Genomic DNA, 26,185 nt, shown 5'->3' with positions numbered 1-26,185 from the left:
GTGGAGCCTAGGGGAATCGAACCCCTAACCCCTGCCTTGCAAAGGCAGTGCTCTGCCAATTGAGCTAAGGCCCCTTACTGGTCGCTGACCAGTTGGCAACCCGAAATCAGCGGGTGGTGACCTCGCGCCAGAGGTCTGCGTCGTCGCGCTTGCGGAATTTGTTGACACCGATGAGAACGGCGATCACAACACCGACCATGAGGACAATCTTCATGATTCCCACCCTACTGTGCTGTTCGGGAGTGGGCCTAGGAGGACTTGAACCTCCGACCTCTTCGTTATCAGCGAAGCGCTCTAACCGCCTGAGCTATAGGCCCGAACTCATTTCGATCCCCTGCCGGAGCAGTGAACCGCAACGAGAAACGAGGTTACCTTACCTGGCTGCCGATAACCAAAACGGCCGGTCAGGCCCAGTTTCCTGAGCCGACCGGCCGTTCGGGAAAACCCAGTTCTAGTCGGGATCAGCCAGGGTTACCTGGATGCCACCGACCAGATCGCAGCACTGGTTGTAGATGAACACGCCGACGGTGGCAAGCGCGGTGAACAGCACCACGTTGATCAGGCCGATCACACCGGCGTAGCCGAACACCGTGCCCGCGTCGATCAGGCTCGACGAGTTGCCCTCCGGGTTCAGCATTTCGCCCAGCGAGTTGTCCAGGTTGTCCCAGACGCCCATGCCGGCCAGGACGATGTAGAGCAGGCCGACGGCCAGCATCCACACGAAGAACAGTGCGACGCTGATCACCAGCGTGATCTTCAGGGTCGACCAGGGGTCGATCCGGCGAATCTGCACCGTCGCGCGTAGTGGCTCACCCGACGCGGCGGCCGCGATGGCCACCGGTACCGCGGGCGAGACCGTGCCCGCCGCGGCTGCCCGCGCACTCGGCCCCGGGTTGTACTGCTGGGGCTGGGGCGCCATCGGTAGCCCTGGCGGCGCCACCGGCGCCTCGGGTGCCGGGTGGCGCACGTCGGACAGGTCGGGCATGTCCTTGACCAGTTCCGGACGCGCGATGCTGCGAGTCGGCCCGTCGATACCGACGGACTTCACCATCGCCGCTTCCTTGCGAGCCGCCTTGGCCGCCAGGTCGGCGGTGGTGCGTGCGTTGGACGCGCCACTGCCCTTGAGCCCGCCTGCCGAGGCCCCGGACGAGGGTCGGCCCTGACTCGGCGCTTCACCGGGCCGGTACAGGTTCGACTGCGGTTCACGCTGCGGAAGCTGAGCCCACCCGTCCTGGTAGGGCGAGGATTTGCTGCCCTTACCGTCGAGCGAATCGGCACCGGCCGCACCGGATTCCGGCGCTGCGCCCTCGGCCGGACCGCCCTGGCGTGGGATCGGTCGCGGCGGGATCGGAGACGTGGCGATTCGCTCGGTGACGCCGTTGGTCTGGTTCCGATCGTCGTTCGACTGATTCGGTGTGGTCAATGGAATCCTCAGATCCGTTCGTTGCCGCCGCTATTTGGTGTGTTACTCCGAAGCCACGTCGCCGAGGAGCTGATCGGGATCGGGCTCGTCGGCGTTGCGCGCGATCGCTAGCAAGGTATCGCCATCCGCGAGGTTCATCAATCGCACGCCCTTGGTCTGGCGTCCGGCTTTACGAACCTGCTTGGCTGCGGTGCGGATGACACCACCACTGGAAGTGATCGCGTACAACTCGTCCTCGTCGTCGACGATGAGCGCACCCACCAGGCTGCCACGTTTCGGGTCGTACTGGATTGTCAATACGCCTTTTCCGCCCCGGCCCTGGGCCGTGTACTCCTCGATCGCCGTGCGCTTGGCATACCCACCAGCCGTCGCGACAAGCAGATACGTCTCCAGACGCACCACGTTGAGCGAGAGCAATTCGTCGTCGGTGTTGAAGCGCATGCCCTGCACGCCGGAGGTGGCCCGACCCATCGGACGCAGGGCCTCGTCGGTGGCCGCGAAGCGGATCGACTGGCCGTGCGCCGAGACCAGGAGCAGGTCGTCGTCGGACGAGCACAGCACCGCGCCGACCAATTCGTCGTCGTCGCGCAGGTTCACCGCGACGATGCCGCCGGACCGGTTGGAGTCGAAGTCTGTGAGTTTGGACTTCTTCACCAGGCCCGCGCGTGTCGCGAGCACGAGGTACGGAGCGTCCTCGTAGGTCTTGAGCTGGATGATCTGGGCGATCTTCTCGTCCGGCTGGAAGGCCAGCAGGTTGGCCACGTGCTGACCACGCGCGGTCCGGTTGGCCTCGGGCAGCTCGTAGGCCTTGGCCCGGTAGACGCGCCCCTTGTTGGTGAAGAACAGCAGCCAGTCGTGCGTGGACGACACGAAGAAGTGCTTGACGATGTCGTCCTGCTTGAGACCGGCGCCCATCACGCCCTTGCCGCCGCGCTTCTGCGAGCGGTAGAGGTCGGTCTTGGTGCGCTTGGCGTAGCCGGTCTCGGTGATCGTGACCACCACGTCCTCGCGCGCGATCAGATCCTCGTCGGCGACGTCACCGTCGGCGGCGATGATCCTGGTCCGACGGTCGTCGCCGTACTTCTCGACGATCTCGGCCAGCTCGTCGCGCACGATCGCGCGCTGACGCTCGGGCTTGTCGAGAATGTCCTTGTAGTCGGCGATCTCGATCTCGATCTTGGCCAGATCGTCGATGATGCGCTGACGTTCCAGGGCCGACAGTCGACGCAGCTGCATGTCGAGGATGGCGGTCGACTGGATCTCGTCGATGTCGAGCAGCTGCATCAGGCCGGTGCGCGCGGTGTCGGTGTTGGCCGCGCCGCGGATCAACGCGATGACCTGGTCGAGCATGTCGAGGGCCTTGACCAGGCCGCGCAGGATGTGGGCCCGCTCCTCGGCCTTGCGCAGCAGGTAGCGGGTGCGCCGGACGATGACCTCGAGCTCGTGATTCACGTAGTAGCGAATCATCTGGTCCAGGCGCAGGGTACGCGGCACGCCATCGACGATCGAGAGCATGTTCGCGCCGAAGCTGGTCTGCAGCTGGGTGTGCTTGTAGAGGTTGTTCAGCACCACCTTCGCCACCGCGTCACGCTTGACCGTGACCACGATGCGCATCCCGACACGGTCGGAGGACTCGTCGTGGATATCGGAGATACCCGCGATCTTCGCGTCCTTCACCTGCTCGGCGATGGAGTTGACGAAGTTGTCGGTGTTGACCTGGTACGGCAGTTCGGTGATGACGATCGTGGTGCGACCACGCGCGTCTTCCTCGATCTCCACCACACCGCGCATGCGGATGGAACCGCGACCGGTGGTGTAGGCGTCGTGGATGCCCTGGCCGCCGACGATCAGGCCGTGGGTCGGGAAGTCAGGGCCCTTGACCCGTTCCATGCAGGCGGCGAGGGTGGATTCCTCGTCGGCCTCGTAGTTCTCCAGCGCCCAGTAGATGGCCTCGGCCAGCTCGTTGAGGTTGTGCGGCGGGATGTTGGTCGCCATACCGACCGCGATGCCGTTGCTGCCGTTCATCAGCAGGGCGGGCACGCGCGCGGGCAGCACGGTCGGCTCCTGCGAGCGACCGTCGTAGTTCGGGACGAAATCGACCGTCTCCTGGTCGATATCGCGCAGCATCTCCATCGCGAGCGGCGTCAGACGGCACTCGGTGTACCGCATGGCGGCCGCGCCGTCGTTGCCGCGGGAACCGAAGTTGCCCTGGCCGTCGACCATCGGGTAGCGCAGCGACCACGGCTGGGCCATGCGCACGAGGGTGTCGTAGATCGACGAGTCGCCGTGCGGGTGGTAGTTACCCATGGTCTCGGCGACCGGACGCGCGGACTTCACATAGCCGCGATCGGGGCGGTAGCCGTTGTCGTACATCGCGTAGAGCACGCGACGGTGCACCGGCTTGAGGCCGTCGCGCACGTCGGGCAGCGCGCGGCCCACGATCACGCTCATCGCGTAGTCGATGTAGCTGTTCTGCATTTCGGTCTGGATATCGACCGGTTCGGTCCGGTCGCCCGCACCGCCGGACGGTGGCAGCGTGGTCTCAGTCATCAAATCTCCTTCGAGGGGCCGACATGCGAGCGGGCGCGCCCTTCAGGCGCTGCGCCGCTTACACATCGAGGAAACGGACGTCCTTGGCATTGCGGGTGATGAAGCTGCGACGTGCTTCCACGTCCTCGCCCATCAGCACGGAGAACAGCTCGTCGGCCGCGGCCGCGTCGTCGAGCGTCACCTGACGAAGTACCCGAACCGCGGGGTCCATCGTGGTTTCCCACAGCTCCTTGGCATTCATCTCGCCCAGACCCTTGTAGCGCTGGATGCCGTCGTCCTTGTTGATCTTCTTGCCCGCGGCGAGACCGGCCTCGACCAGCGCGTCGCGCTCACGGTCGGAGTAGGCGAACTCCGGTTCCGAACGCATCCACTTGAGCTTGTACAGCGGCGGCTGGGCCAGGTACACGTGACCGTGCTCGACCAGCGGACGCATGAAGCGGAACAGCAGCGTGAGCAGCAGCGTCGCGATGTGCTGACCGTCCACGTCGGCGTCGGCCATCAGGATGATCTTGTTGTAGCGCAGCTTGGCGATATCGAACTCGTCGTGGATACCGGTGCCGAACGCGGTGATGATCGACTGGACCTCGTTGTTCTTGAGGACGCGGTCGATGCGGGCCTTCTCGACGTTGATGATCTTGCCGCGCAGCGGCAGGATCGCCTGGTACATCGAGTCGCGGCCCGACTTCGCCGAACCACCGGCGGAGTCGCCCTCGACGATGTAGATCTCGCACTTGCCCGGATCCTTCGACCGGCAGTCGGCCAGCTTGCCCGGCAGTCCGCCCAGGTCGGTCGCCGACTTGCGACGCACCAGCTCACGCGCCTTACGGGCGGCCATCCGGGCCTGCGCCGAGGACACCGCCTTCTGCACGATGGTCTTCGCGTCGGCCGGGTTGGCCTCGAACCAGTGCTGCAGGTGCTCGTTGCAGGCGCGCTGCACGAACGACTTGACCTCGGTGTTGCCGAGCTTGGTCTTGGTCTGGCCCTCGAACTGCGGCTCGCCGACCTTGACGCTCACGATGGCGGCGAGGCCCTCGCGGATGTCGTCACCGGTGAGGTTGCCGTCCTTCTCCTTGAGGAGCTTCTTCTCCTTGGCGTACTTGTTGACCACCGTGGTGAGCGCCGCGCGGAAGCCCTCTTCGTGGGTGCCGCCCTCATGGGTGTTGATCGTGTTGGCGAAGGTGTGGACCGACTCGGAGTAACCCGAGTTCCACTGCATCGCGACCTCGAGCTCGTGGCCGGTGCCCTTGACCGTGTAGCCGACGACGGAGTTGTGGATGGCCGACTTGGTGCGGTTGATGTGGCGGACGAAGTCCACCAGGCCGCCCGGGTAGTGGTAGGTGCGGGTCTTCACCTTGTGCTCGGCCGCTTCCGCGGCGACCACCTCGGCGTCCTTGGGCGCTTCGGCGGTCTCACTGACCACCTCGTCGATGACGTCGCCCACGGCGACCCGCTCATCGGTGAGCTTGATGGTGAGGCCCTTGTTCAGGAAGGCCATCTCCTGCAGGCGCCGCGCCACGGTCTCGAAGTTGTAGGTGGTGGTCTCGAAGATGTCCGGGTCGGCCCAGAACCGCACCGTGGTGCCGGTGGCCTTGGTCGCCTCGCCCTGCGCGAGCTTGCCGGGCTTGGCATCCTTGTAGGTCTGGGTCCAGTGGTAGCCGTCGACATCGATCTCGACCTCGACCTTGGTCGAGAGCGCGTTCACCACCGAGATACCGACACCGTGCAGACCACCCGACACCGCGTAGGAGTCGGAGTCGAACTTGCCACCGGCGTGCAGCTGGGTCATGACGACCTCGATCGTCGGCACGCCCTGCGCGTGCATCCCGACCGGGATGCCACGACCGTCGTCGATCACCTCGACGCCGCCGTCGGCGAGCAGGGTCACCTCGACCTTGCTCGCGTAGCCGGCCATCGCCTCATCGACCGAGTTGTCCACAACCTCCCAGATGAGGTGGTGCAGACCGCGTTCACCGGTGGACCCGATGTACATGCCAGGGCGCTTGCGCACCGCCTCGAGGCCTTCGAGGACCGTGATGGAAGAGGCACCGTAGCCTGAATTGTTGCCCGATGCGTTGGAGTCGTTGGCAGCCACTTCTCGGTAGCTCTCCTTACTTGCTGATCCCTGGCGCAGCGATCCGGGCAGCACGCGCACGGCTCGGAAAGAGCCATCAGATATCACGGACTGCACAGCACGCGCCGAAGGTTCGCCGCTGGTTACGTCACCATCCTACTGGTAAGCCCAACTTACAGTGCACCTACGACACCCCTGGCGTCGCCGTGAATGCAAGAAATCGCCCAACCGCGGGACATTTCCGCCTCTACGGGAATTTTGACGGTCGTGGGAGCGAATAGGCGGGCGCGTCCGAGGCGGCGGGCGCGTGGTGCGAGATCCGGCCTGTCGCTCTGGGTAAAAGTTATCCACAGGCGTTGTGCACATGTCCACAACTCGAGGCGCGAGAGCGGCGCAGGCACAACGGATCTCGCCCCGGTCACCGCGCGGCTACCCGTAGGTATCGCGCGGGCCACGGCCCTTGATGTGTCGATCGCCCTTGCGCCAGCTCGGCGCGGCGGGGCCGGTGATGCGCAGCGAGGTGACCACGCCGTGACCGACCGCGGCGTTGATCTTGGCCAGGATCTGGCTCTGCAACATGCGCAGCTGGGTAGCCCACGCGGTGGACTCCGCGGCGATCTTGAGCACACCGCCTTCGAGGGTCACCGGGGTGGCGTGTGAAGCGATGTCCTCGCCTACCACCCGTTGCCAGCTGCCGAACACCGTGCCCTCGGCTACCTTGCCTGACCAGCCACGATTCTTCGCCAGCGAGCCGCTGAGCGCGCCGAGGAGCTGGGGATCGCGAGCGTCGGGGCCCGACCCCGACCAGCCGCTGCGGCGCCTGCCGCCTGCCCGCAACTTGCGTACCGGCGAGGCCCTGCCCTGCCCGATGGACTTGCCACTCGCCTTGGCCGCGGCACGCGCCTCTTCCAGCGCGCGGCGGGCCAGATCGATGCCGCGCAGCTCCGGTGCGGGTTCTTCCGGCACGGGTTTCCGCCTTCCGGTGTCGAGGGTGGCCGAGTGTGGATGGAGTCTACGCCGGGGCGCCGACTGGCTCGTCGAGCGCCGATCCGGCATATGTCCAGCATGTTGCCGGTTTTCCACAGGGGCTGGGGATAACTATCGCGATCTGTGCATATCTTCGGCGTGTTCGACGACTTCGGTGACGATATGTGAGGTACGACAGTCGGCCTCGCCGGTCGTTTGCACACGCAACGGTTCGGCGGCCAGTTCCGACGGCACATCCTCGGCCACCGCGGCCGTGATCAACACCTGCTCGGCACCCGCGGCCACCTCCGCGAGCGCGGCGCGGCGGCGACGATCGAGTTCGGCGAACACGTCGTCGAGCAGCAGCACCGGTTCGGAACCCTCGCTGCGCAACAGCTCGAACGAGGCCAACCGCAGCGCGAGGGCGAACGACCAGGATTCACCATGACTGGCGAAGCCCTTCGCGGGCGCGCTGCCGAGCAGCAACTCCAGATCGTCGCGATGTGGGCCGACCAGACAGACCCCGCGATCGAGCTCCCGGTTCCGTGCGGCGGCCAGCTCGCGCAGCATGATCTCGTGCAGCAGCTGTGTGTCACCGGCCTCCGGGGCCCTGGCCGGATCGATGAGTTCCGGTGGGAGATACCCCGAGCGGTAAGTGATTGCGGCAGGGCGCGATTCGGGCGCGATCGACCGATATGCCTGGGACAGATGGGGATACAGGTCATGTACCAGGCGCAGCCGTTCGGCGAGCAGCACCGCCGCGTGGTCGGCGAGATGCCCGTCCCACACGTCCAGAGTGCCCAGATCGGCACGCGAACGCGATTGGCGTCCAGCGGTTTTCAACAGGGCCGAGCGTTGGCGCAGCACCTTGTCGTAGTCGGCTCGGACACCGGCGAGCCTGGGCAACCGGGCTGTGGACAACTCGTCGAGGAACCGACGCCGCTCCCCCGGATCCCCACGCACCAGCGCCAGATCCTCCGGCGCGAACAAGACGGTGTGCAGAATCCCCAGGATTTCGCGGGAGCGGCGCACCGGCGAGCGATTGATCTGCGCGCGATTGGCACTGCCCGCCTTGAGTTCCACGTCCACGCGCAGTTCCCGGCCGGTGTTCACCACGGTGGCCCCGATCCTGGCCTGGGTGGCGCCCATCCGGATCAGTGGGGCGTCGGCGGAGACCCGGTGCGAGCCGAGCGTCGCCAGATAGCCGACCGCCTCGAGCAGATTGGTCTTGCCGTTGCCGTTCGCCCCCAACAGCACTGTGCGCCCTGGGGACAACTCGAGGTCGGCGTGCTCCCACGAACGGAAATCACGGACCGACAGCTCACGGATGAACATGCGGGCCTTACCGGCGCCTGCCGGCTCAGCCGGGCAGCCGGACCGGCATCAACAGGTAGATGTACTGGCTCTCCAGCGCCGCGAACGCGCCCGACTCGAGCACCTTGGGTTCCTCGTCGGAGGCGGGCAGCAGCACGGCGGGACGGCTGGGGGTGGTGAACCCGAAGGTGACCCGGTCGGTGTGCAGCGCGGCGAGGCCCTCGGTCAGGTAGCCGGGGTTGAACGCGATGGTGAGCGGTTCGCCACGGAAATCCGCCTCCAGCCATTCCTCGGCCCGGCCCGCGTCGTCCCCACCCGCTGACAACAGCACGCCGTCTGTGGAGAACTCGAGCCGCACCTGGGCACCGCGCTCGGCCACCAGGGCGACGCGCTTGATCGCCTCCGACAGCACGGCGACGGGCAGGGTGGCGATGGAGGTGTGCTCCTTGGGGAGCAACTGGCGGAACTTGGGGAATTCCGCGTCGAGCAGCCGGGTGGTGGTGCGCCTGCCGCCGTTGACGATGCCGAGCAGGCCGTCGGCGCCGCCACCGCTGCCCAGCGACAGCTGCACGGGCGCCTCGGCGGCACCGAGGGTCTTGGCGGCCTCGGACAGCGTGCGCGCGGGGATGAGCACCGCGGTCTCGATATCGGAGCGGGTCGGCTGCCACTGCAGGTGGCGCACGGCGAGGCGGAAGCGATCGGTGGCGGCGAGCACCACGTCGTTGCCCTCGATCTCGACTCGGATGCCGGTGAGCATGGGCAGGGTGTCGTCACGGCCGGCGGCGACGGCGACTTGGCCGACGGCCTCGGCGAACACCTCGACGGTGAGTTCACCGGTCTGCTGCGGTACCTCGGGCAGCTGGGGATAGTCCTCGACCGGCATGGTCGGCAGGGAGAACTTCGCGCTGCCACAGGCGATGAGCACGCGGGTGCCGTCGACCGAGACGTCGACCGGCTTGTTCGACAGCGATTTGGTGATGTCGGCGAGCAGGCGACCCGAGACCAGCACCTGACCGGGACCGGCGACCTCGGCCGCGACGCGCATCTGCGCGGAGACCTCGTAGTCGAACCCGGAGACCGTCAGGCCGTTCTCGTCGGCCACCAGCAGCACACCGCCCAGAACAGGCACCGGAGGCCGGGACGGGAGACTGCGCGCCACCCAGGCCACCGATTCGGCGAAGTCCTCTCGGGCGACCCGAAACTTCATGCTCGCAAGCTCCATCGCCCGATTTGTCCTCTCCGAGTTTCGAATCCGTGTGCGGGGGTGTGTCAGCGGAGTTGAACTGCTGTGTCGGCCGCGCATTGAGTCTCGCACAACCAACCGACAACCAAACGGTACCCGTGCAGTGCGCGAACTCCGCATCGACCCTCCCGGTCGATTCCTGTTGGTCGAACTACCCCTGTTCCTCCTTGCCTGCCTGTGAGTGGACAACCGACGAAGCCGAGCCTCCCCAACCGAGTTTCCACACACCCTGTTTTAAAAGAGTTCTCTCTAGAAGGAGAACTGAAGTAGTAGTAGGCACTGTGGAATCTGTGGATTTCGACCGAATCCGCAGGTCAGAGCGCTTGGTGGCATGGGGATGGCCTTGGGGTGACTCGAGGATGAATCGGCGGTGGCTGTGGAGGGGCGGAGTTGTCCCCATTCCATCCTCGAGTTGTCCTCGAGTTGTTCCACCGGATTCACCCAGTTGTTCACACGTCGGGCCAGCCTGGTGGCAACGGTGGGGATTCCTCGAGGACTCCACAGGGACTCCTCGAGGAATCCACAGGCCGGATTCGGTGACACTGCAGGTCACCGCTAGTGCACAGGTGTTAGTGGAGCGTCTTGTGGATGATGTGGACAACTGCCTGTGCATGAACGCTGCACACCCGCGCCCAACACCCTGTGCACCGACCGGTGCACAAAGGTGTGGATTCCTTGAGGAGTCCACAGGAATTCCTCGAGGAATCCACAGGGCAAAAAAGAACACCGCCCCAGGTCAGGGCGGTGTTCGAGGTTGGGGATGAAATCAGCGGGAGCGCTGTTTAATTCGGGCTGTGAGTTCTTGGACCTGGTCGTAGACGCGACGGCGCTCGGTCATCTCCTTGCGCACCTTTTTCTCCGCGTACATCACCGTGGTGTGGTCGCGACCGAACGCCTGCCCGATCTTGGGCAGCGACAGATCGGTGAGTTCACGGCACAGGTACATCGCGATCTGACGGGCCTGCGCCAGCGGACGCGCCTTGCCGGGCCCGGTGAGCTCCTCGAGCGTGGTGTTGAAGTACTCGGCGGTGACGGCCATGATCGTCGCCGCGTTGATCTCCAGGGCCGCGGTGTCGGGCATCAGGTCGCGCAGCACCACCTCGGCCAGCGAGAGGTCGAGCGGCTGGCCGTTGAGCGAGGCGAAGGCCGTCACCCGGATCAGCGCGCCCTCGAGCTCGCGGATATTGCGCTCCACCCGGCTGGCGATCAGTTCGAGCACGTCGTGCGGCACATCGAGCCGGTCCATCCGCGCCTTCTTGCGCAGGATCGCGATGCGAGTCTCCAGCTCAGGGGGCTGCACGTCGGTGATCAGGCCCCACTCGAAGCGGGTCCGCAGCCGTTCCTCCAGGGTGGCCAGCTGCTTGGGCGGGCGATCCGAGGACACCACGATCTGCTTGTTCGCGTTGTGCAGGGTGTTGAAGGTGTGGAAGAACTCCTCCTGGATGCCTTCCTTGCCCTCGATGAACTGGATGTCGTCCACCAGCAGGATGTCGGTCTCGCGGTAGCGCCGCTTGAACGCGACCTTGCGGTCGTCGCGCAGGCTGTTGATGAAGTCGTTGGTGAATTCCTCGGTGGAGACGTACTTCACCCGCATGCCGGGAAACAGTCGTTGCGCGTAGTGACCCGCCGCGTGCAGCAGGTGGGTTTTGCCCAATCCCGAAGCGCCCCAGACGAACAACGGGTTGTAGGCGCGTGCGGGCGCCTCCGCGATGGCGACCGCGGCAGCGTGCGCGAACCGGTTGGACGCGCCGATGACGAAGGTCTCGAACGTGTATTTGGCATTGAGACTGGCCGACGAGGACGACTGCGGCGGCGCCTCGGGCGACTTGTTGAAGTAGGTCGGCCAGTTGTTGCGGTTGCTGACCACCGGTTCGTCGTCGACCGGCTGAGCGCCGGGCTGGCCGGGGAACGGCTTGTCCTGGCCGTCGGCGTTCGACTCCTCGGCGCGGGCCGGTGCGGGCTCTTCGGACGGCCTGCGGTTGGGTGCGCGCTGCGCGGACGGCTCGGGAGTGAACAGCGACTCCTGCCCGGAGTGGTCGCGGCGCGGCGCGGCCGGCTGCTCACGGCGTGCGGGCGGTGCGGTCTCGGGAACACGCTGGTCCGGACGCGCACCGCGGAACTCACCGCGGCCGCCGAACTCGCCACCGGGGTAGTCGGGTGCCGGATACGAAACGGTCGGCTCGAAATCGCTGCCGGGGAACTCGTTGCGTTCACCCTGGTACTCGGGTTGCTGGGGGTATTCGGAGGGTGGCTGCTTGTACTCCGGCTGCTGGCCGTACTCCGAGGGCGCCTGCTGATATTCGGACTGCTGGCCGTAGTCCGACGGAGCCTGCTTGTACTCCGTCGGCTGGCTGAATTCCGCGGGTGCCTGCTGGTACTCGGGCTGTTGCTGCTGGTAGTCCGGTTCGATCGGGTACTCGCGGTGCCCGGCGTAGTCGTTGCGCTCGCCGTACTCGCCGGCCTGTCCGGGGTACTCGCGGCCGCCGTAGCTGTTCGGGTACTCGCCATTGGCCGGATAGTCGGGCGACGACTGATAGTCGTTGCCGTACTCGCCGCCCTGGACGGGGTACTCGCCCGCGCCGTAGCGCGGCCTGCCGTACTCACCACGGGCCGCATAGTCGGGAACACTGAAATCGGGGCCGGGATATCCGGCGGGCGGACGGACCTGCTCGCGCGGACGTTCCGGCCTGCTCGTCATCCTGGCGTGCCGAGGCGAACTACCCGCCCGCTCCCCCGCGGCCGGGCTCGGCGCGGCGATGCGCACGCCGAGTCCTTCCACTTGGGGACCCAATCGACGGGCGAGCGAGCGCAGGATCGGCTCGCGCAGATCACGCTCGATCGCCTCCTGTGCCAGCGACGACGGAACCGACAGCAACGCGAAACCCTGCGCGACGGTGAGCGGCTTCACCAGCTTCAACCAGGCCTGCTGTGCGCGACTCACCGCGGGGATGGCGCCGTCGGCCGAGCCGGTGGTGAGTTCGGCAACCACCTCCGGCCACACTGTGGCCAGCACGTTCTGCTCGTCGTCCATACAGCGTCCTCCCCGGACCGGTTTGTTGGGGCCCACGGCCTTCGCGCACGCCGGAAAGCACCCGTGAACAGGTGTATTCCAGTGATCCTGCGTACAACCGAAGCCGGTTCGAACGCTGTGGTCCGGTGATTCCGGACTGCGGCGCGGGCACCGACGGCCCTACGAATATGCCACTGCGGCCGTCTGTCCACATAATTATCCACAGATGTGGACAAACCTGGGGATAAAGGAATTCTGCCAGCGTGTGGCAGTGAATGGGGCTGGACCTGCGGTTCTTCAGCAATCCCCCGGCTACAGAGGTTAGCTGGCCGCGCCACGCAACGCCAGGGGTGTGGAAGAACTCACGAAAAGTGGCCGGATGCGTCACTGTAGCCCGGGCGTGTCGTGCCTGGTCGGGCCGATCCCCTGGTCCATTCGGGAGTCCGGTAGCCTTGACCCGTGCCGGTGACAGGTACGTGGGGGCCGAGTTTGACCCGTTCCTTCGGGGTAAGTACCCTCGTACAGTCACCCCTTGGCGCGGTTGGCGGCTGTCTGCTGCACATCGATCGCCAAGGCAATCTGTGCGTAGACCGCGGTCCGCAGCGCAGACAAATCATTTGTACAGACTTCGGGCGCCGAATGGTGCCCACCTACTACAGGAGTGTTGACCGTGGCCAAGGGCAAGCGGACGTTCCAGCCGAACAACCGTCGTCGGGCGCGCGTCCACGGCTTCCGTCTCCGGATGCGGACCCGTGCGGGCCGCGCCATCGTTGCGGCGCGTCGCCGTAAGGGCCGTACCGAACTGACTGCCTGATCGCGCGTAGTCGGACGCTCGGGTGTTGCCTGAGCCGTATCGGTTGCACCACCGTGCCGAATTCTCCCGCACGGTGCGCCGCGGTCAGCGAATCGGGAGGCGAGATCTCGTCGTACACGCGCTAACGCACGGGTACGACGATGTCGCCGACGGCGATTCCCTGGTCCGCGTAGGCGGTCCTCGGTTCGGGCTGATTGTCAGCAAGGCGGTGGGTAACGCGGTGGTTCGCCACCGGGTGGCCCGCCGCCTGCGTCATATGTGCGCCCAGGTGGTCGACGAACTACCGGTCGGCACCGACGTTGTGATCCGGGCCCTGCCCGGCGCCGCTACCGCTGATTCCGCCGAGTTGCTGCGCCAGCTGCGCACCGGCCTGCGCAAGCTCGGCTTGCGCGGGGAACCGGAGCTCGCGCTCGGTCGCACCTCGGCCGGTGAACGGCGATGAGGACCCTCACCCGCCTGCCCGCGAAAGCCTTGATCGCCCTGATCGAGCTCTACCGGACCTATGTCTCCCCCACCCGGATGCCGATCTGCCGGTTCACCCCCACCTGCAGTGAGTACGCGGTGACTGCCTTGCGTACCCGCGGGTTGCTCGTCGGATCGGCGCTCACGGTCGTGCGGCTCGCGAAATGCGCGCCCTGGCACCCTGGAGGGTGGGATCCCGTGCCTGAGCGCGGGTCGAAAGCCTGCACACAGTCATCGCCCGCGCTGATCGGCGATACGAACGACGGGAGTACCTAGAGCCGTGCTCGACATCATCTATTGGCCGGTATCCGCAATTCTGTGGTTCTGGCACAAGGCCTTCGGCTTTGTGTTCGGGCCTGACAGCGGTCTCACTTGGGCACTGGCGATCGTGTTCCTCGTGTTCACGCTGCGCCTGGTGCTGTACAAGCCGTTCGTCAAGCAGGTACGCACAACCAAACAGATGCAAGAGCTGCAGCCCCAGATCAAGGAGCTGCAGAAGAAGTACAAGAACGACCGCGAGACCATGGCGAAGGAGATGCAGAAGCTCCAGAAGGAGCACGGCTTCAACCCGCTCATGGGCTGCCTGCCGGTCCTGGTGCAGGTGCCGGTCTTTCTCGGTCTGTTCCACGTGCTGCGCTCGTTCAACCGGACGGGTACCGGCTGGGGCCAGGTCGGGATGTCGAACTACGACAACGCGCACACCGCGAACTACATCTTCAGCGCGACGGATGTCCAGTCCTTCCTGACCGCCCGCATTTTCGGTGCGCCGATCGCGGCGTTCATCACCGCGCCTCCCGAGCAGCTCGAAGCCTTCGCGGACTGGGGCGGCACCCCGACGAAGTTGAACATCGCGCTCGTCGCCGTCCCGCTGATGATCATCGCGGGTCTGGCGACCCACTTCAACGCCCGTGCCTCGGTCCAGCGGCAGACGCCAGAAGCCGCCGCCAACCCGCAGGCCGCCATCATGAACAAGCTGTCGCTGTGGGTCTTCCCGCTCGGCGTGATGGTCGGTGGCCCCTTCCTGATGATCGGCATCCTGCTCTACTGGGTGGCCAACAACATCTGGACCTACGGACAGCAGCACCTGGTGTTCGGCCGGATGGAAAAGGAAGACGAAGAGCGCAAGCAGAAGAAGCTGGAGCTGCGGGCGCAGAACGCACCCAAGCCCGGTGTCAAGCCTGTCGACGTCCGCAAGAAGCAGGACGCCCCGGCGGACGACGAGTCGTCGACGAACGGCACCGCGGCAACCAACGGCACCGCCCCCAAACAGTCGGCCAAGCAGAGCGGCGGCAAGCGCAGGCCCGGCGGGCAGCAGCGGCCGGGTAACCGCGGCCGTGCGAACCAGAAGCGTAAGCGCTGAGACGGCGATCGGATAGAGGGAATCCAATGACTGTTGAGACCGAGACCGACGGAGGGGACGCCACTGTGGCGACGACTGCTGTTGACGTCGTGAACGACGCCGAAGAAGCGTTGATCGAAGAGGGCGAGATCGCGGGCGACTACCTCGAGCAGCTACTCGATGTGCTCGACTTCGACGGCGATATCGACCTCGATGTCGAGGGCGACCGCGCCATCGTGAGCATCGACGGGGGACGCGATCTGACCAAGCTCGTCGGGCGCAATGGTGAAGTGCTCGACGCGCTGCAGGAGCTGACCCGGCTCGCCGTGCAGCAGGCAACCGGCGTGCGTAGCCGGCTGATGCTCGATGTGGCCGGTTGGCGGGCGCAGCGCCGGGCCGATCTGAGCGAGATCGGCGTCGCTGCCGCGAAGCGGGTGCTCGAGTCGGGAGCGCCCGAGGCGCTGTCCGCGATGACCCCGTTCGAACGCAAGATCGTGCACGACGCTGTCGCCGATATCGAGGGTGTGGCGAGCGAGAGCGAAGGTGTCGAGCCGAATCGTCACGTGGTGGTAGTGCCCGAGTAGGCTGACTTCCGCCGCAACCACGAACGATGTGATTAGGCCTCCGGTCTCGGACCGGGGGCTTTTTCATTTGCCCTCAACGGAGAAGGATGTTTCACGTGGAACGAGATTTGGGTGCGCCGTCCGACGAGCAGGAACCGCCCGCCGCCGCAGCCCGAGTGTTCGGCGACCGCTTGGACATCGCCCGCCGGTACTACGCGGCCCTGGCGACGGCCGGCGTGGAACGCGGTCTCATCGGTCCCCGTGAGGTTCCCCGGCTGTGGGAGCGCCACATCCTCAACTGTGCCGTCATCGGCGAGCTGATCGACGAGGGTGCTTCGGTTGTCGATATCGGCAGCGGCGCCGGGCTTCCCGGAATCCCCCTCGCGATCGCCCGGCCAGATCTTCGCATCACCCTCGTGGAGCCGTTGCTGCGTCGGACCATCTTCCTGAGCGAGTTCATCGAAGAAGCAGGGTTGGATGTCACGGTGGTTCGCGGTCGTGCGGAGCAGTCCGGCGTGATCAAGGAAGCGGGCGGAGCGGATGTTGTTACTTCGCGCGCGGTGGCTCCGCTCGCCAAACTTGCTCACTGGTCGCTCCCCCTTCTCCGTGACCACGGACGCATGCTTGCTCTCAAAGGAACCAGTGCCGCCGAAGAACTCGAGCGCGATGGTGCTGAGTTGATTCGCGACGGTGCTACTGATCTTCGTGTTGTCGGGTGCGGTGCCGGCATCGTGGAAATCCCTACGCTTGTCATCAGTGCCGAGCTACTCCCCCGTGCCGAGCGTCCGACTCGTCGTAGTGAACGGAAGGCTGCCGGGGTGGAGAAGAAGGCTCGGAAGCGTCGCGAAAGCTGACCGGGTTGAAATTTCTTCCGCCTTGCGGGTTTGTGCGTTTCGTAACGTGACGAATCGTGGCGAGGGTCGTTGTATGGGGCTCGGGCGGGGCTATTTTCGGTAGTTGCGGAGGGGTGGCGTGTTCGTGGAGTGGAAGTGTTTCACGTGGAACGCGACGGCCCTTTCCTTGCTTCGCCTTGCTCGCATCGAGATGCTCTTTGTAGCTGAGTGAGTCGACGGCTCTGTCGGACGTGAGTGAGCTGAGCGACATTGTCTCGGAAACGCTGTGTGGTGGGTTGGGTCGTCCTGCGGCATCGGATCTTCGGCTCGCTGGAGGGGTGATCGCCGGGTGGGGTCTGTCGGGTGGGGTGAGGTTCGGCGGAGTCGAGGGTGGGAATGTGGTCGTTTGTCGTGTGGCAGTTCCGGGGATGGAAGTCGCCGTGGGTGAGTGTGTTCCAGGCGCACGAGACTGTCGAACGTTTCGCGGGCCTGGACCCAACCCGTTCTCCGGGCACTTCATACGCGCCGGCTTCCCCCCGTTGTCAGCGCTTAGAAGGGCTAGCCCAATTGCGGCGCGGCAGTTCGCGCTTTCAGTTCGGTATTGGGTGTTGGTGTTCTGATGGGAAGTTGCGCGGCTTCGGTTCTTCTCGGCGGCAGTCGGTTCGCTTGTTGAGTGCGGCCATGGTGGTTCAGTGGAGTTCGGTGTGGGAGGAAGTCTGGCGGTTGTCTGGGCGTATCCGGTCCGGCTGTGAGGCGGGGGCGGAAGCTTGGAGGTCGGATGTCAGCTGGGGATGTGAGCTGACGCCTTCGCTGACAACTGCGTGCGGCATATGGATCTGCGCGCGATAAGTGCGTGTGTGGTGAGCGGTGAATGTGGGAGCGGGATCGCCGCACTGACTCTGCGGGGTGGCGGTTCGGTGCCCACGCCGAGGACTGCGCCTGGGGCGAGTGGGTGACTGTGTTCGGTGGGCGGTGTTCCAAGGTCAGTGTTGTTGGTGGTGGGTTGATGCTGAGGGGTGTTCTCGGCTGGACTCGGGGGTGGCTTGGTGGTGGGTAGTGCGGGGTGATGGTGGGTGGGGCTGGATGTTCGGTAGTCCCAGGCGGTTTGACGCTGTGTTTGTTGGCGCGCTGGCGCGCGCGTGTCCGCGGCCATGAGGGGCCGCAGGTTAGCGCTCGAGACTCGCGCCTGCGGCGCATGCGCTTCGAGCGCTAACCGGCGACCCGGCCGCGGACCGGCCACTGCGTGGCCGCCGCTCCCTAGGGGTCGCGGGTGCGGGGTTGGGAGTGCGGGGTTGGGAGTGCGGTCATGGCGGATCTGGGGAGCGCATCGTGGCTGGGAGTGCGGGAGGGTGGCGGACTTTGGCGTGTACCGGCGGGGCGCTGGGAGTGCGGGTGGGCTTGGGCCTTTAGCCCGGCGTGGCTGGGAGCGCGGCTGGGGGCGCGGGAGGGTGTGGACTTGTGGCGGAGTGCGGGAGGGTTTGGACTTGGGGCGCGGTGCGGCCGGGAGCGCGGGAGGGCGGTGGTCCTCGGTAGGTACGGCGTGGCGCTGGGAGGGCGGCGTGCGTGTGGTTGGGCGTGCGTGAGGACTTGGTTCGGGAGGAGCCGGGGGAAGCGGTTGGCTACCAGGGAAGCGGATCGGATCCAGCCCGAACTGGCGGGCTCACCCCTGCGGGGCGAACGCGGCGATGCATCGAATCCTCCGGACTGACCCCTTGTCCCACACACCCAGCTGGTTGGGAGGCAAGCAGTCGGGGTGCGGGCTTCGTGAGGTGTTGGGCCGGTGCGTGTAAGTGAAAGTTGGAGCGTGGTCCCGGACTCCCGGGGCGGGCAGGGGCAGACCGGGGTGGACCAGGCCGGAGCGAGTCGGGGCAGGCCGGAGCGGAACGGGTAGGCCAGGGCAGGGCGCGGCATGGCAGGGCGGAACGGGACTGAGTTGGCGTGGGAGCTGATTGGACGAGCTCGTCCTAGGTGCTGTGACGCTCAACGGTCGTCGGATTCTGGTGCCCCACTCCCCCGTTGTTTCCCGTGAAACATCGATCGCGGGATTAAATCCGTGAGTGTTGGGTGTGTCCTTGTCGGCGTGCCGCGATTCAGCTTTCCTAACTGTCTTGGGGCTGGCAAGCTGTCAGAGTCGGGCGGGAGTGAGCCACCCTCCTCGAGTCTTCGAGTTCTCCACCGACACAGTTTGTTTGTGACGACACGGCGCCGACGTTCGTCGGGGATACGTGATCTGAAGTTTCTCGGGTTAGGAGCAATCTATGTCGAGCGGTCCGGCGAATGTTTCACGGGAAACAGCGTCGCGGGTCCCGGGGATGCTGGATTCCAGCAGCTTCGACGCGGAGACGTTCGGGAATACTCCTTTCGGGCACATCTCCCCGGCCGAGACCCCGATCGCGGCGGAAGCGCAACGCGCCAGCCAGATTCTGCATCCAGGAAAGGTCAATGTGCCGAAACCTCGCGAGCAACGGATCATCACTATCGCCAACCAGAAGGGCGGCGTCGGTAAGACGACTACGACGGTCAATCTCGCTGCGGCGCTAGCGCACCAGGGAATGACGGTCCTTGTGGTCGATCTGGATCCGCAGGGCAACGCGAGTACGGCGCTGGGCGTCGCGCACAACTCGGGTGTGCCGTCCAGCTACGAGCTGTTGATCGGCGAGGTGACGGTCAAGGACGCGATCCAGGTGAGCCCGCACAGTGAACGCCTGCTGTGTGTTCCGGCCACGATCGATCTGGCCGGCGCCGAGATCGAACTGGTCTCGATGGTCGCCAGGGAAGGTCGGTTGAAGACCGCGATCCGCGAGGCGGGCATGGTCGGCTTCGACATCGATTACGTGCTGATCGACTGCCCGCCCTCGTTGGGCCTGCTCACGGTGAACGCGCTCGTGGCAGCCAAGGAGGTGCTGATCCCGATCCAGTGCGAGTACTACGCGCTCGAAGGCGTGGGTCAGCTGCTGCGCAATATCGGTTTGGTCCAGGCTCACCTCAACCCGGAACTACACGTGTCGACCGTCCTGCTGACGATGTACGACGGCCGAACCAAGCTGGCCGACCAGGTGGCCGAGGAGGTGCGCAACCACTTCGGCGACGTGGTCCTGAAGTCGATGATCCCGCGCAGCGTGAAGGTCTCGGAGGCGCCGGGCTACGGGATGACCGTGCTGGATTACGATCCAGGCTCGCGCGGTGCGATGAGCTACATGGACGCGGGACGCGAGCTCGCCGCTCGTGCGCAGCTGAAGCAAGACGCGTCTTAAGCGTGAGTTGGAACGAGAAAGGGATCGGTAGCCGATGAGTCAGGCGAAAAAGGGCGGTCTCGGTCGCGGGTTGGCCGCATTGATCCCGACGGGTCCGGCAGTGGCGCCGGGCTTGAGTAGTGCCGCGGCGAGCGTGATCGGGATCAATCCGATCGGCCCGCAACCGGCCGAGGCATTCCTGCATCGGGTACCGGACGCAGAGCCGGAGCCCGAGCCCGAGCCTGAATCCGATCTGGTCTCCCCCGGCGGCGCGGTGTATCGCGAGGTCCCCGCGGAACTGATCGAGCCGAACCCGAAGCAGCCGCGTCAGGTCTTCGAGGAAGACGCACTCGCCGAGCTGGTGCACTCGATTCGCGAGTTCGGTCTCATGCAGCCGATCGTCGTGCGCCGCGTCGAACCGGGCGTCGACAAGTTCCAGTTGGTCATGGGCGAGCGCCGCTGGCGCGCGTGCCAAGAGGCCGGACTCGCCACGATCCCGGCGATCATCCGCGATACCGACGATGGCTCGATGCTGCGCGACGCACTCCTGGAGAACATCCACCGGGTGCAGCTGAACCCCCTCGAGGAAGCGGCGGCCTATCAGCAGCTGCTCGAGGAATTCGATGTCACCCACGAGGAATTGGCTTCGCGAATCGGTCGCTCGCGACCGGTGGTGACGAATATGATTCGTTTGCTGAAGCTGCCGATTCCCGTGCAGCGTCGGGTGGCCGCCGGGGTGCTCTCGGCTGGACACGCCAGGGCGCTGCTCGGCTTGGATGCCGGCGCGGACGCACAGGAAGTATTGGCGGCGCGGATCGTCGCCGAGGGTTTGTCGGTTCGGGCCACCGAGGAAGCGGTGACTCTCGCCAACCGCAATCCCACGGAGACCGCTCCCCCGGCGCCGAAGCGCAAGCCGATCCACATGCCGGGTCTACAAGAAGTGGCCGAGCGGCTGTCGGGTTCCTACGACACTCGGGTCACCGTGAGCCTGGGTAAACGTAAGGGCAAGATCGTTGTCGAGTTCGGGTCCGTCGAAGATCTCGAGCGCATCGTGGCGCTGATGGAGCAAGTCGGCCCCGAAACGTCACTGTGACTGAAAGAGGCGGCACGTACTGTGGATAGTGATGTGGCGTGAGCGTGGATGAATCCGACAGCTGGAGGCTGAACAGGGCGGTGCCGACCAGCGTCACGGCTTTGACTCTCGACGGGTTGGGTCAGCTCCCGGCGCACACCCGGCGGTGTGTGTTCTGGGAGCTCGATCCGGCCGTCGCCGAGGACTCGCACGCATTCAGCGATCCGGTCTTCGAGAAGGAAGCCTGGCTCTCGACGGTGATGCTCGAGTGGGGCTCGTGCGGGCAGGTGGCACACGTGGAGAACAACCTCGCGGGCTGCGCGCTGTACTCTCCTCCGAGCGCCGTGCCGCGCTCCGCACTGTTCCCCACCTCCCCCGTAAGCCCGGACGCGGTCCTGCTGACCACGCTGCAGGCCGAATTCCCCTACGACGAGGCCGATGTAGCCCACCGCCTGGTTCAGGCCGTGGTGGCCGATCTGGTGCGTCGTGGCGTGCGAGCGCTCGAGGCGTTCGGCATTCGCAACGGCCCACCGTCCAGTTCGGTGGCCGATCGAGGCTTCGGATCGTCGATGCGGCTGATGGAACGGATCGCGGCGCCACTGCGTGACCCGTCGTCGGCGACGAGGTGCACCCCCGAAACCTGCATGATCGACGCGGATTTCCTCGCCGAGGTCGGTTTCGAAGTGGTGGCCCCGCATCATCGCTTCCCGCGCCTGCGGCTGGAGCTCGACTCCGACCACGGCTGGAAGGAAGACGTCGAGCGCGCGCTGGACCAACTCCTCGCCGCCGCGTCGATGGAACCGCCGTCGCGCGTCGGCGCGCACTGACCCGAGACGACAACAATGGCCCCGCGGAAAACCGCGGGGCCATTGTTGTCTGAAGAACTACACGCGCGGGGCCGCGTCTGCGGCAGCCAGCTCTTCGGCCAGTAGCTCGGCGAAGGTGTAGGTGCCGGTGGGCTGGTCGTCCTGGCCGAGCAGATAGAGCCGCTTCACCGAGATGAGAATCGCTTCGGCGATCACGTCGCGCATGCGCGGGTTGGTGAGTACCGAGGCGTCGTAGTCGTTGGTGAGGTAGCCGAGATCGACCTGGACGGTCGGCATCTTGGTCAAGCGCAACAGGTCCCAGGTGCGCTGATGGGTCCGACAGTCCTGCACCGAGGTTCGGGCCACCACTTCGCGCTGGATGAAGCCGGCGAGCACCTGACCGATCATCGATACCGAACCGTGCGAGTTGCCCCAGTAGAAACCGGCCACTCCCTTGGCGGACGGGTTGTCACTGGTCGCGCAGCGCAGCGAGATCATCAGATCGGCATCGAAGGCGTTGGAGGTGTCGGCGCGTTCGGCATCGGTGGGGTTGGCGCCCCACGGCCGGGACAGGAAGGTTTCCATGCCGGTCGCGGCCATCCGGCCCTCGAGTCGGGATGCCAGATCCCACAGGATCTCCGACTCGAAGACATCGCCGAATTCGGTGGGCACCGCGAAACCCTTGTCGGCGCCGCCGAATCCGGGATCGATGACGATGCGCTTGCCGGTGAGCTGCGGCCCCGCCCGATGCACCACTTCTTCCTCGGCGATGCGATGCGGGTTGCCGCCGGTGACGCGCGCGCCGAGCAGATCCAGCGAGCGCAGGGTGTCGGGTCCGCAGATACCGTCGGCGGACAGGCCGATCTCGCGCTGGAACGCGCTGAGGCCCTCGTGGGTGTGCGGGCCGAAGTGCCCGTCCACCCGGTACACGTAGAAGCCGAGGTCCTGCAGCTTGCGCTGCAGGGTGGCCACGTCGTCACCGTAGAGCGGCGCCGACAATTGGTAGATCAATGTGCGAGCACCCAGCCGGTAGGAGGCTTCCTTCAGCGCGCGGTAGGTGGCCGGACCGACCACCCCGTCGACGAGAAGACCGCGCTGCTGCTGGAACGCGCGGATCGCCGAATCGAGCGGTCGGTCGAACACCGCCTCGGTGTCCTTCCAATACTCCGGTCCGTCAGTGGATTCGACGTGTGGGAGATGCAGGAAGCCGAGGCTTGCGAGGGTGCTCCGAACCTCTGCGACGGCTGGTCCTGAATCGCCGTGACGAAGTCGGTGCATGCGTAAGAGCCCTTTCCTTCGGCCGGAGCGTCCGTCGATTGTCTCAGACCCGGGCCGCTTTGCGGGAATCCCGGGTCCAGGCATCCTACGGCGCGTCGGCCGGTAGGAGACGCTTTTATCGGATGCTCTGTGTTAGATGAGGCCGTCGAGCTCACGCAGTAGTGCGGCCTTGCCCTTGGCTCCGACGATCTGCTTCACCGGCTTGCCACCCTGGAACAAGATCATCGTGGGCAGCGACAGGATCTGGTAGTCGCGGGCGATACCGGGGTTGGCCTCGGTATCGAGCTTGGCGATGGTCAGCTTGTCGGCGTGAGTGCCCGCGATCTCCTCGAGGACGGGGGCGACCATCTTGCACGGGCCGCACCAGTCGGCCCAGAAGTCGACGAGCACCGGCTTTTCGCTGAGCAAGACGTCATCGGCGAAGGACTGGTCGGTGACGGTGATGGTGTTGGCGCTCTCGGCCATGGGTGTCTCCTCGACAGGGGTGGAACTCGAAATCAGTTGGTGCGCACGGCGGCCGGGCCGTCGGCGTGGTCGAGCGTGTTGGCGGTGATGTCGCCCTGCTCGGCGAGCCAGCGTTCGGCGTCGATCGCGGCGCGGCAGCCGGTGCCGGCGGCGGTGATCGCCTGCCGGTAGGTGTGGTCGACGAGGTCGCCCACGGCGAACACGCCTGCCACATCGGTGGCGGTGCCCGGATCGGTCACCTGCACATAGCCTTCGCCGTCGAGCGCGATCTGGCCCTTGACGAGTTCGCTGCGCGGGTCGTGGCCGATGGCCACGAACAGCCCGGTCGCGTCGAGCTCGGACTCCTCGCCGGTGCGGGTATCGCGCAGGGTGAGGCTGGTGACGCTCTTCTCCCCGTTGACCTTCACGACCTCGGAGTTGAGCCGGAACTTGATCTTCTCGTTGGACTTGGCGCGCTCGAGCATGATCCGTGAGGCACGGAACTCCTCACGGCGGTGCACGATGGTGACGCTCGCGGCGAACTTGGTGAGGAAGGTCGCTTCCTCCATGGCGGAGTCGCCGCCGCCGACCACCACGATGTCCTGGCCCTTGAAGAAGAAGCCGTCGCAGGTGGCGCAGGCGCTCACACCGCGGCCGAGCAGGTCCTGCTCCCCCGGCACGTTCAGGTAGCGCGCGGCCGAGCCCATCGCGAGGATGACGGCGTAGGCCTCGAAGGTCTCGTCACCGACGGTGACCTTCTTCACGGGGCCGGACAGGTCGATCGCGTCGACGTCCTCGGTGCGCAGCTCGGCGCCGAAACGCTTGGCCTGGTCGCGCATCTGCTCCATGAGGTCGGGACCCATGATGCCGTCGCGGAAGCCGGGGAAGTTCTCCACCTCGGTGGTGGTCATCAGGGCGCCGCCGAACTGGGTGCCTTCGAAGACCAGCGGCGAAAGCTCCGCGCGGGCGGCGTAGACGGCCGCCGTATAGCCGGCGGGTCCTGAGCCGACGATGATCAGGTCGCGAACTGGCGTGCTCATGGGGCCCTTCCGAAAAAACAATCTGGGGACGTGTCGGTCAACAACACCCTAATCGGTGTTGTTCCCGGTGATGGCTTCGCGGCTGGCACCGCTGCTTCTCGGTGCCGGTTCGCCGGCGGCTCTCAGCCGATGTCGCGCAGGGTCAGCTGCTCGGGGGTGCCGGTGGTGCAACCGGTTCCGACGACGAGTGCGGTGATGGTGGGAGCTTCGGCGCCCTGTACGAGGACGAGGACGGCGTCGGAGCCACGGAAGGTGATATTCGACGCTCCGAGCACCGCTCGGTCGATGCCGTTGGCTTGCACACAGCGGGTGAGGGCGGCCTCGTCGGCCAGCGGGCCGACCACGTCGCGTTTGCCCAGTGTGCGCAGTGCGGCGGCGGTGGTGAGCTCGTCGGCGGCCGCCGGTTCGGTGAACGGTGCGGCCGTGGGGGTGCCCTCGGTGGTGTCGAACGTGCTGAACACGGCACCGGCGCCCGCCAGGACGGCCACCGTGGCCGCGGCGGCGGCGAGTAGCCCCAGTCGGCGCCGGGAACGGTAGCGGTCGAGCGAGATGGGAGCTTCGTCGGCGGTGGGTACCGGCTCGGCAGCAGGCGTCTGGGCGGCCGAGAGCGGCGTGATGCGGTCGGTCGGCCCGTCGCCCGCGTCGAGTTGGGCGACGAAACGGAACATGCGGTCGGCCACGTCGTCGGGCATGCGGTGGGTGACCCGCTCGTCGGTGGCCAGCGTGCGGAGGTGGGTGTTCACCTCGTCGAGCTTGTTCAGGTAGTGCAGCGCGTCTACGTCGGTGCGGACCACGGGCCACAGTTGCTCGCGCACTTCGGGCGCGAGATTGTCGGCATGCAGATCGGCCAGCAGTTCCGACGGGAACGGAGGCTGCGGCACGGATCGAGACATCCTCGCACCTCCCCTGTTCTGTCGATATCGGATCGCAGGATTTACATCGCTGACTTACTCGTCACTGTTAATGACGCATCCCGGCTACATCCGGTTCCCTGGATCCCGGAAAAATTCCAAACGTTCTTGCAAACGTACGCGCGCTCGGGCGCATCGGCTCTTGATCGTGCCAGGCGCCACGCCGAGCGCAGCGGCGGTTTCGGCGACGCTGCGGCCTTCCATCTCGGTCATGACCAGGGCCAACCGCTGTTCGTCAGGGAGGGTGAACAGCGCCTCGCTCACGACGGTGGACAGCTCGTAGTCGGCGAATGCGTCGTGCGGGTCGACCGCCTCGGGCATGGTGTCGGGCAGGATCGAGACGGCACGGCGGGTCTTGTTGCGCCGGATCCGGTCGAGGCAGGCATTGACGACGATGGCGTGCAGCCAGCTGCGCACCTCGGACTCGGCGCGGAACGAGGCGGCGGTGCGATGGGCCGAGAACAGGGCGTCCTGCAGGCAGTCGGCGGCGTCCTCGCGGTTGTAGGAGGTGCGCAGCGCGGTCTGCCAGAGATGGTCGGAGTGCCTGCGCAGTAGTTCGGCGAAGACATGCGGTTCCCCGCGCACGTGGGCAGCCAGCAATTGCTTGTCGCTGCCGTTCTCGAGGAACGAGCGGACGCTGGACGCGACCTGCCGCGGTGGCTCACCGCGGACTTGCTCGTTGACTTCCGGCGACAAAACTGATCCCTCGGACAGCGCTCGTTACGGCGACTTCGAGTCGGCGAAACAAGGCCGATCCATCACCTGACCACAACGCGGCGTCCAGGATCGACGTCGACAAATCCTGGGTAACTC

22 protein-coding genes and 2 tRNA genes are annotated in these 26,185 nt (G+C 66.0%); 9 read left to right on the top strand and 15 right to left on the bottom strand.

Annotated features, from left to right (window positions below):
* Position 1: 1 nt before the first annotated feature.
* The 10 genes from OHS03_RS28290 to dnaA form a co-directional block, all read right to left on the bottom strand.
* Positions 2 to 74 (bottom strand) — tRNA-Ala (locus OHS03_RS28290).
* A 32-nt stretch (positions 75 to 106) separates the two neighbouring features.
* Positions 107 to 214 (bottom strand): DLW-39 family protein, encoded by a 108-nt coding sequence (locus OHS03_RS28285; RefSeq protein ID WP_214516728.1) that lies wholly within the window; start codon positions 212 to 214, stop codon positions 107 to 109.
* Positions 215 to 243: 29 nt separating this feature from the next.
* A tRNA-Ile gene (locus OHS03_RS28280) sits at positions 244 to 317 on the bottom strand.
* Positions 318 to 451: 134 nt separating this feature from the next.
* Positions 452 to 1,423 carry a DUF3566 domain-containing protein gene (locus OHS03_RS28275; RefSeq protein ID WP_056822585.1) on the bottom strand — a complete coding sequence of 324 codons (972 nt, stop codon included), beginning with the start codon at positions 1,421 to 1,423 and terminating at the stop codon, positions 452 to 454.
* Between the two features lie 42 nt (positions 1,424 to 1,465).
* Positions 1,466 to 3,973, bottom strand: coding sequence for a DNA gyrase subunit A (gyrA, locus tag OHS03_RS28270; RefSeq protein WP_056822588.1), 2,508 nt, complete (start codon positions 3,971 to 3,973; stop codon positions 1,466 to 1,468).
* A gap of 58 nt (positions 3,974 to 4,031) precedes the next feature.
* A complete protein-coding gene (gene gyrB, locus OHS03_RS28265; protein ID WP_062990773.1) occupies positions 4,032 to 6,065 on the bottom strand; it encodes a DNA topoisomerase (ATP-hydrolyzing) subunit B in 2,034 nt (677 codons plus the stop codon).
* Positions 6,066 to 6,473: 408 nt separating this feature from the next.
* Positions 6,474 to 7,010 carry a DUF721 family protein gene (locus OHS03_RS28260; protein ID WP_328658254.1) on the bottom strand — a complete coding sequence of 179 codons (537 nt, stop codon included), beginning with the start codon at positions 7,008 to 7,010 and terminating at the stop codon, positions 6,474 to 6,476.
* A 132-nt stretch (positions 7,011 to 7,142) separates the two neighbouring features.
* The gene (gene recF, locus OHS03_RS28255) at positions 7,143 to 8,345 is read right to left on the bottom strand and encodes a DNA replication/repair protein RecF (RefSeq protein ID WP_328658252.1); all 1,203 of its coding nucleotides are present in this window, start codon (positions 8,343 to 8,345) and stop codon (positions 7,143 to 7,145) included.
* 25 nt (positions 8,346 to 8,370) lie between these two features.
* The gene (gene dnaN, locus OHS03_RS28250; protein WP_328658249.1) at positions 8,371 to 9,546 is read right to left on the bottom strand and encodes a DNA polymerase III subunit beta; all 1,176 of its coding nucleotides are present in this window, start codon (positions 9,544 to 9,546) and stop codon (positions 8,371 to 8,373) included.
* Between the two features lie 787 nt (positions 9,547 to 10,333).
* Positions 10,334 to 12,598, bottom strand: coding sequence for a chromosomal replication initiator protein DnaA (dnaA, locus tag OHS03_RS28245; protein WP_328658248.1), 2,265 nt, complete (start codon positions 12,596 to 12,598; stop codon positions 10,334 to 10,336).
* 649 nt (positions 12,599 to 13,247) lie between these two features.
* Between dnaA and rpmH the strand changes: the two genes are divergently transcribed.
* The 9 genes from rpmH (at position 13,248) to OHS03_RS28200 (ending at position 21,720) form a co-directional block, all read left to right on the top strand.
* Positions 13,248 to 13,391: a 50S ribosomal protein L34 gene (gene rpmH / locus OHS03_RS28240; protein ID WP_082843828.1), complete on the top strand. Its 144-nt coding sequence runs from the start codon at positions 13,248 to 13,250 to the stop codon at positions 13,389 to 13,391.
* 22 nt (positions 13,392 to 13,413) lie between these two features.
* Positions 13,414 to 13,833, top strand: coding sequence for a ribonuclease P protein component (gene rnpA / locus OHS03_RS28235; RefSeq protein ID WP_056822600.1), 420 nt, complete (start codon positions 13,414 to 13,416; stop codon positions 13,831 to 13,833).
* Positions 13,830 to 14,129, top strand: coding sequence for a membrane protein insertion efficiency factor YidD (gene yidD / locus OHS03_RS28230; protein WP_056822602.1), 300 nt, complete (start codon positions 13,830 to 13,832; stop codon positions 14,127 to 14,129). Before rnpA ends, yidD begins: the two co-directional genes overlap by 4 nt.
* A 4-nt stretch (positions 14,130 to 14,133) precedes the next feature.
* Complete coding sequence (gene yidC, locus OHS03_RS28225; RefSeq protein WP_328658247.1) at positions 14,134 to 15,213, top strand: membrane protein insertase YidC; 1,080 nt, start codon at positions 14,134 to 14,136, stop codon at positions 15,211 to 15,213.
* 26 nt (positions 15,214 to 15,239) lie between these two features.
* Positions 15,240 to 15,776, top strand: a complete 537-nt coding sequence (locus OHS03_RS28220) for a Jag family protein (protein ID WP_328658245.1) — start codon at positions 15,240 to 15,242, stop codon at positions 15,774 to 15,776.
* A gap of 86 nt (positions 15,777 to 15,862) precedes the next feature.
* Positions 15,863 to 16,609 carry a 16S rRNA (guanine(527)-N(7))-methyltransferase RsmG gene (gene rsmG, locus OHS03_RS28215; protein WP_063055337.1) on the top strand — a complete coding sequence of 249 codons (747 nt, stop codon included), beginning with the start codon at positions 15,863 to 15,865 and terminating at the stop codon, positions 16,607 to 16,609.
* A gap of 2,237 nt (positions 16,610 to 18,846) precedes the next feature.
* A complete protein-coding gene (locus tag OHS03_RS28210; RefSeq protein ID WP_056822612.1) occupies positions 18,847 to 19,842 on the top strand; it encodes a ParA family protein in 996 nt (331 codons plus the stop codon).
* 34 nt (positions 19,843 to 19,876) lie between these two features.
* Complete coding sequence (locus OHS03_RS28205; protein ID WP_063005873.1) at positions 19,877 to 20,914, top strand: ParB/RepB/Spo0J family partition protein; 1,038 nt, start codon at positions 19,877 to 19,879, stop codon at positions 20,912 to 20,914.
* 80 nt (positions 20,915 to 20,994) lie between these two features.
* The gene (locus OHS03_RS28200; protein ID WP_056822618.1) at positions 20,995 to 21,720 is read left to right on the top strand and encodes a hypothetical protein; all 726 of its coding nucleotides are present in this window, start codon (positions 20,995 to 20,997) and stop codon (positions 21,718 to 21,720) included.
* 57 nt (positions 21,721 to 21,777) lie between these two features.
* On the opposite strand, the gene OHS03_RS28195 is transcribed toward OHS03_RS28200, so the two are convergent.
* From OHS03_RS28195 to sigM, 5 genes are all read right to left on the bottom strand, one after another.
* Complete coding sequence (locus OHS03_RS28195) at positions 21,778 to 22,977, bottom strand: N-acetylmuramoyl-L-alanine amidase (RefSeq protein ID WP_328658243.1); 1,200 nt, start codon at positions 22,975 to 22,977, stop codon at positions 21,778 to 21,780.
* A gap of 132 nt (positions 22,978 to 23,109) precedes the next feature.
* On the bottom strand, positions 23,110 to 23,442 hold the full coding sequence (gene trxA / locus OHS03_RS28190) for a thioredoxin (RefSeq protein ID WP_056822621.1): 333 nt from the start codon (positions 23,440 to 23,442) through the stop codon (positions 23,110 to 23,112).
* A gap of 32 nt (positions 23,443 to 23,474) precedes the next feature.
* Positions 23,475 to 24,461, bottom strand: a complete 987-nt coding sequence (gene trxB / locus OHS03_RS28185) for a thioredoxin-disulfide reductase (protein ID WP_063055341.1) — start codon at positions 24,459 to 24,461, stop codon at positions 23,475 to 23,477.
* Between the two features lie 122 nt (positions 24,462 to 24,583).
* Positions 24,584 to 25,354: an RsmA family anti-sigma factor gene (locus OHS03_RS28180; RefSeq protein WP_328658241.1), complete on the bottom strand. Its 771-nt coding sequence runs from the start codon at positions 25,352 to 25,354 to the stop codon at positions 24,584 to 24,586.
* Between the two features lie 84 nt (positions 25,355 to 25,438).
* Complete coding sequence (gene sigM / locus OHS03_RS28175) at positions 25,439 to 25,972, bottom strand: RNA polymerase sigma factor SigM (RefSeq protein WP_062990799.1); 534 nt, start codon at positions 25,970 to 25,972, stop codon at positions 25,439 to 25,441.
* Positions 25,973 to 26,185 lie beyond the last annotated feature (213 nt).

It is taken from the genome of Nocardia salmonicida, assembly GCF_036142455.1.
GTDB classification, from domain to species: Bacteria; Actinomycetota; Actinomycetes; order Mycobacteriales; family Mycobacteriaceae; genus Nocardia; species Nocardia salmonicida.
This window is presented reverse-complemented; position numbering and strand designations above follow the sequence as displayed.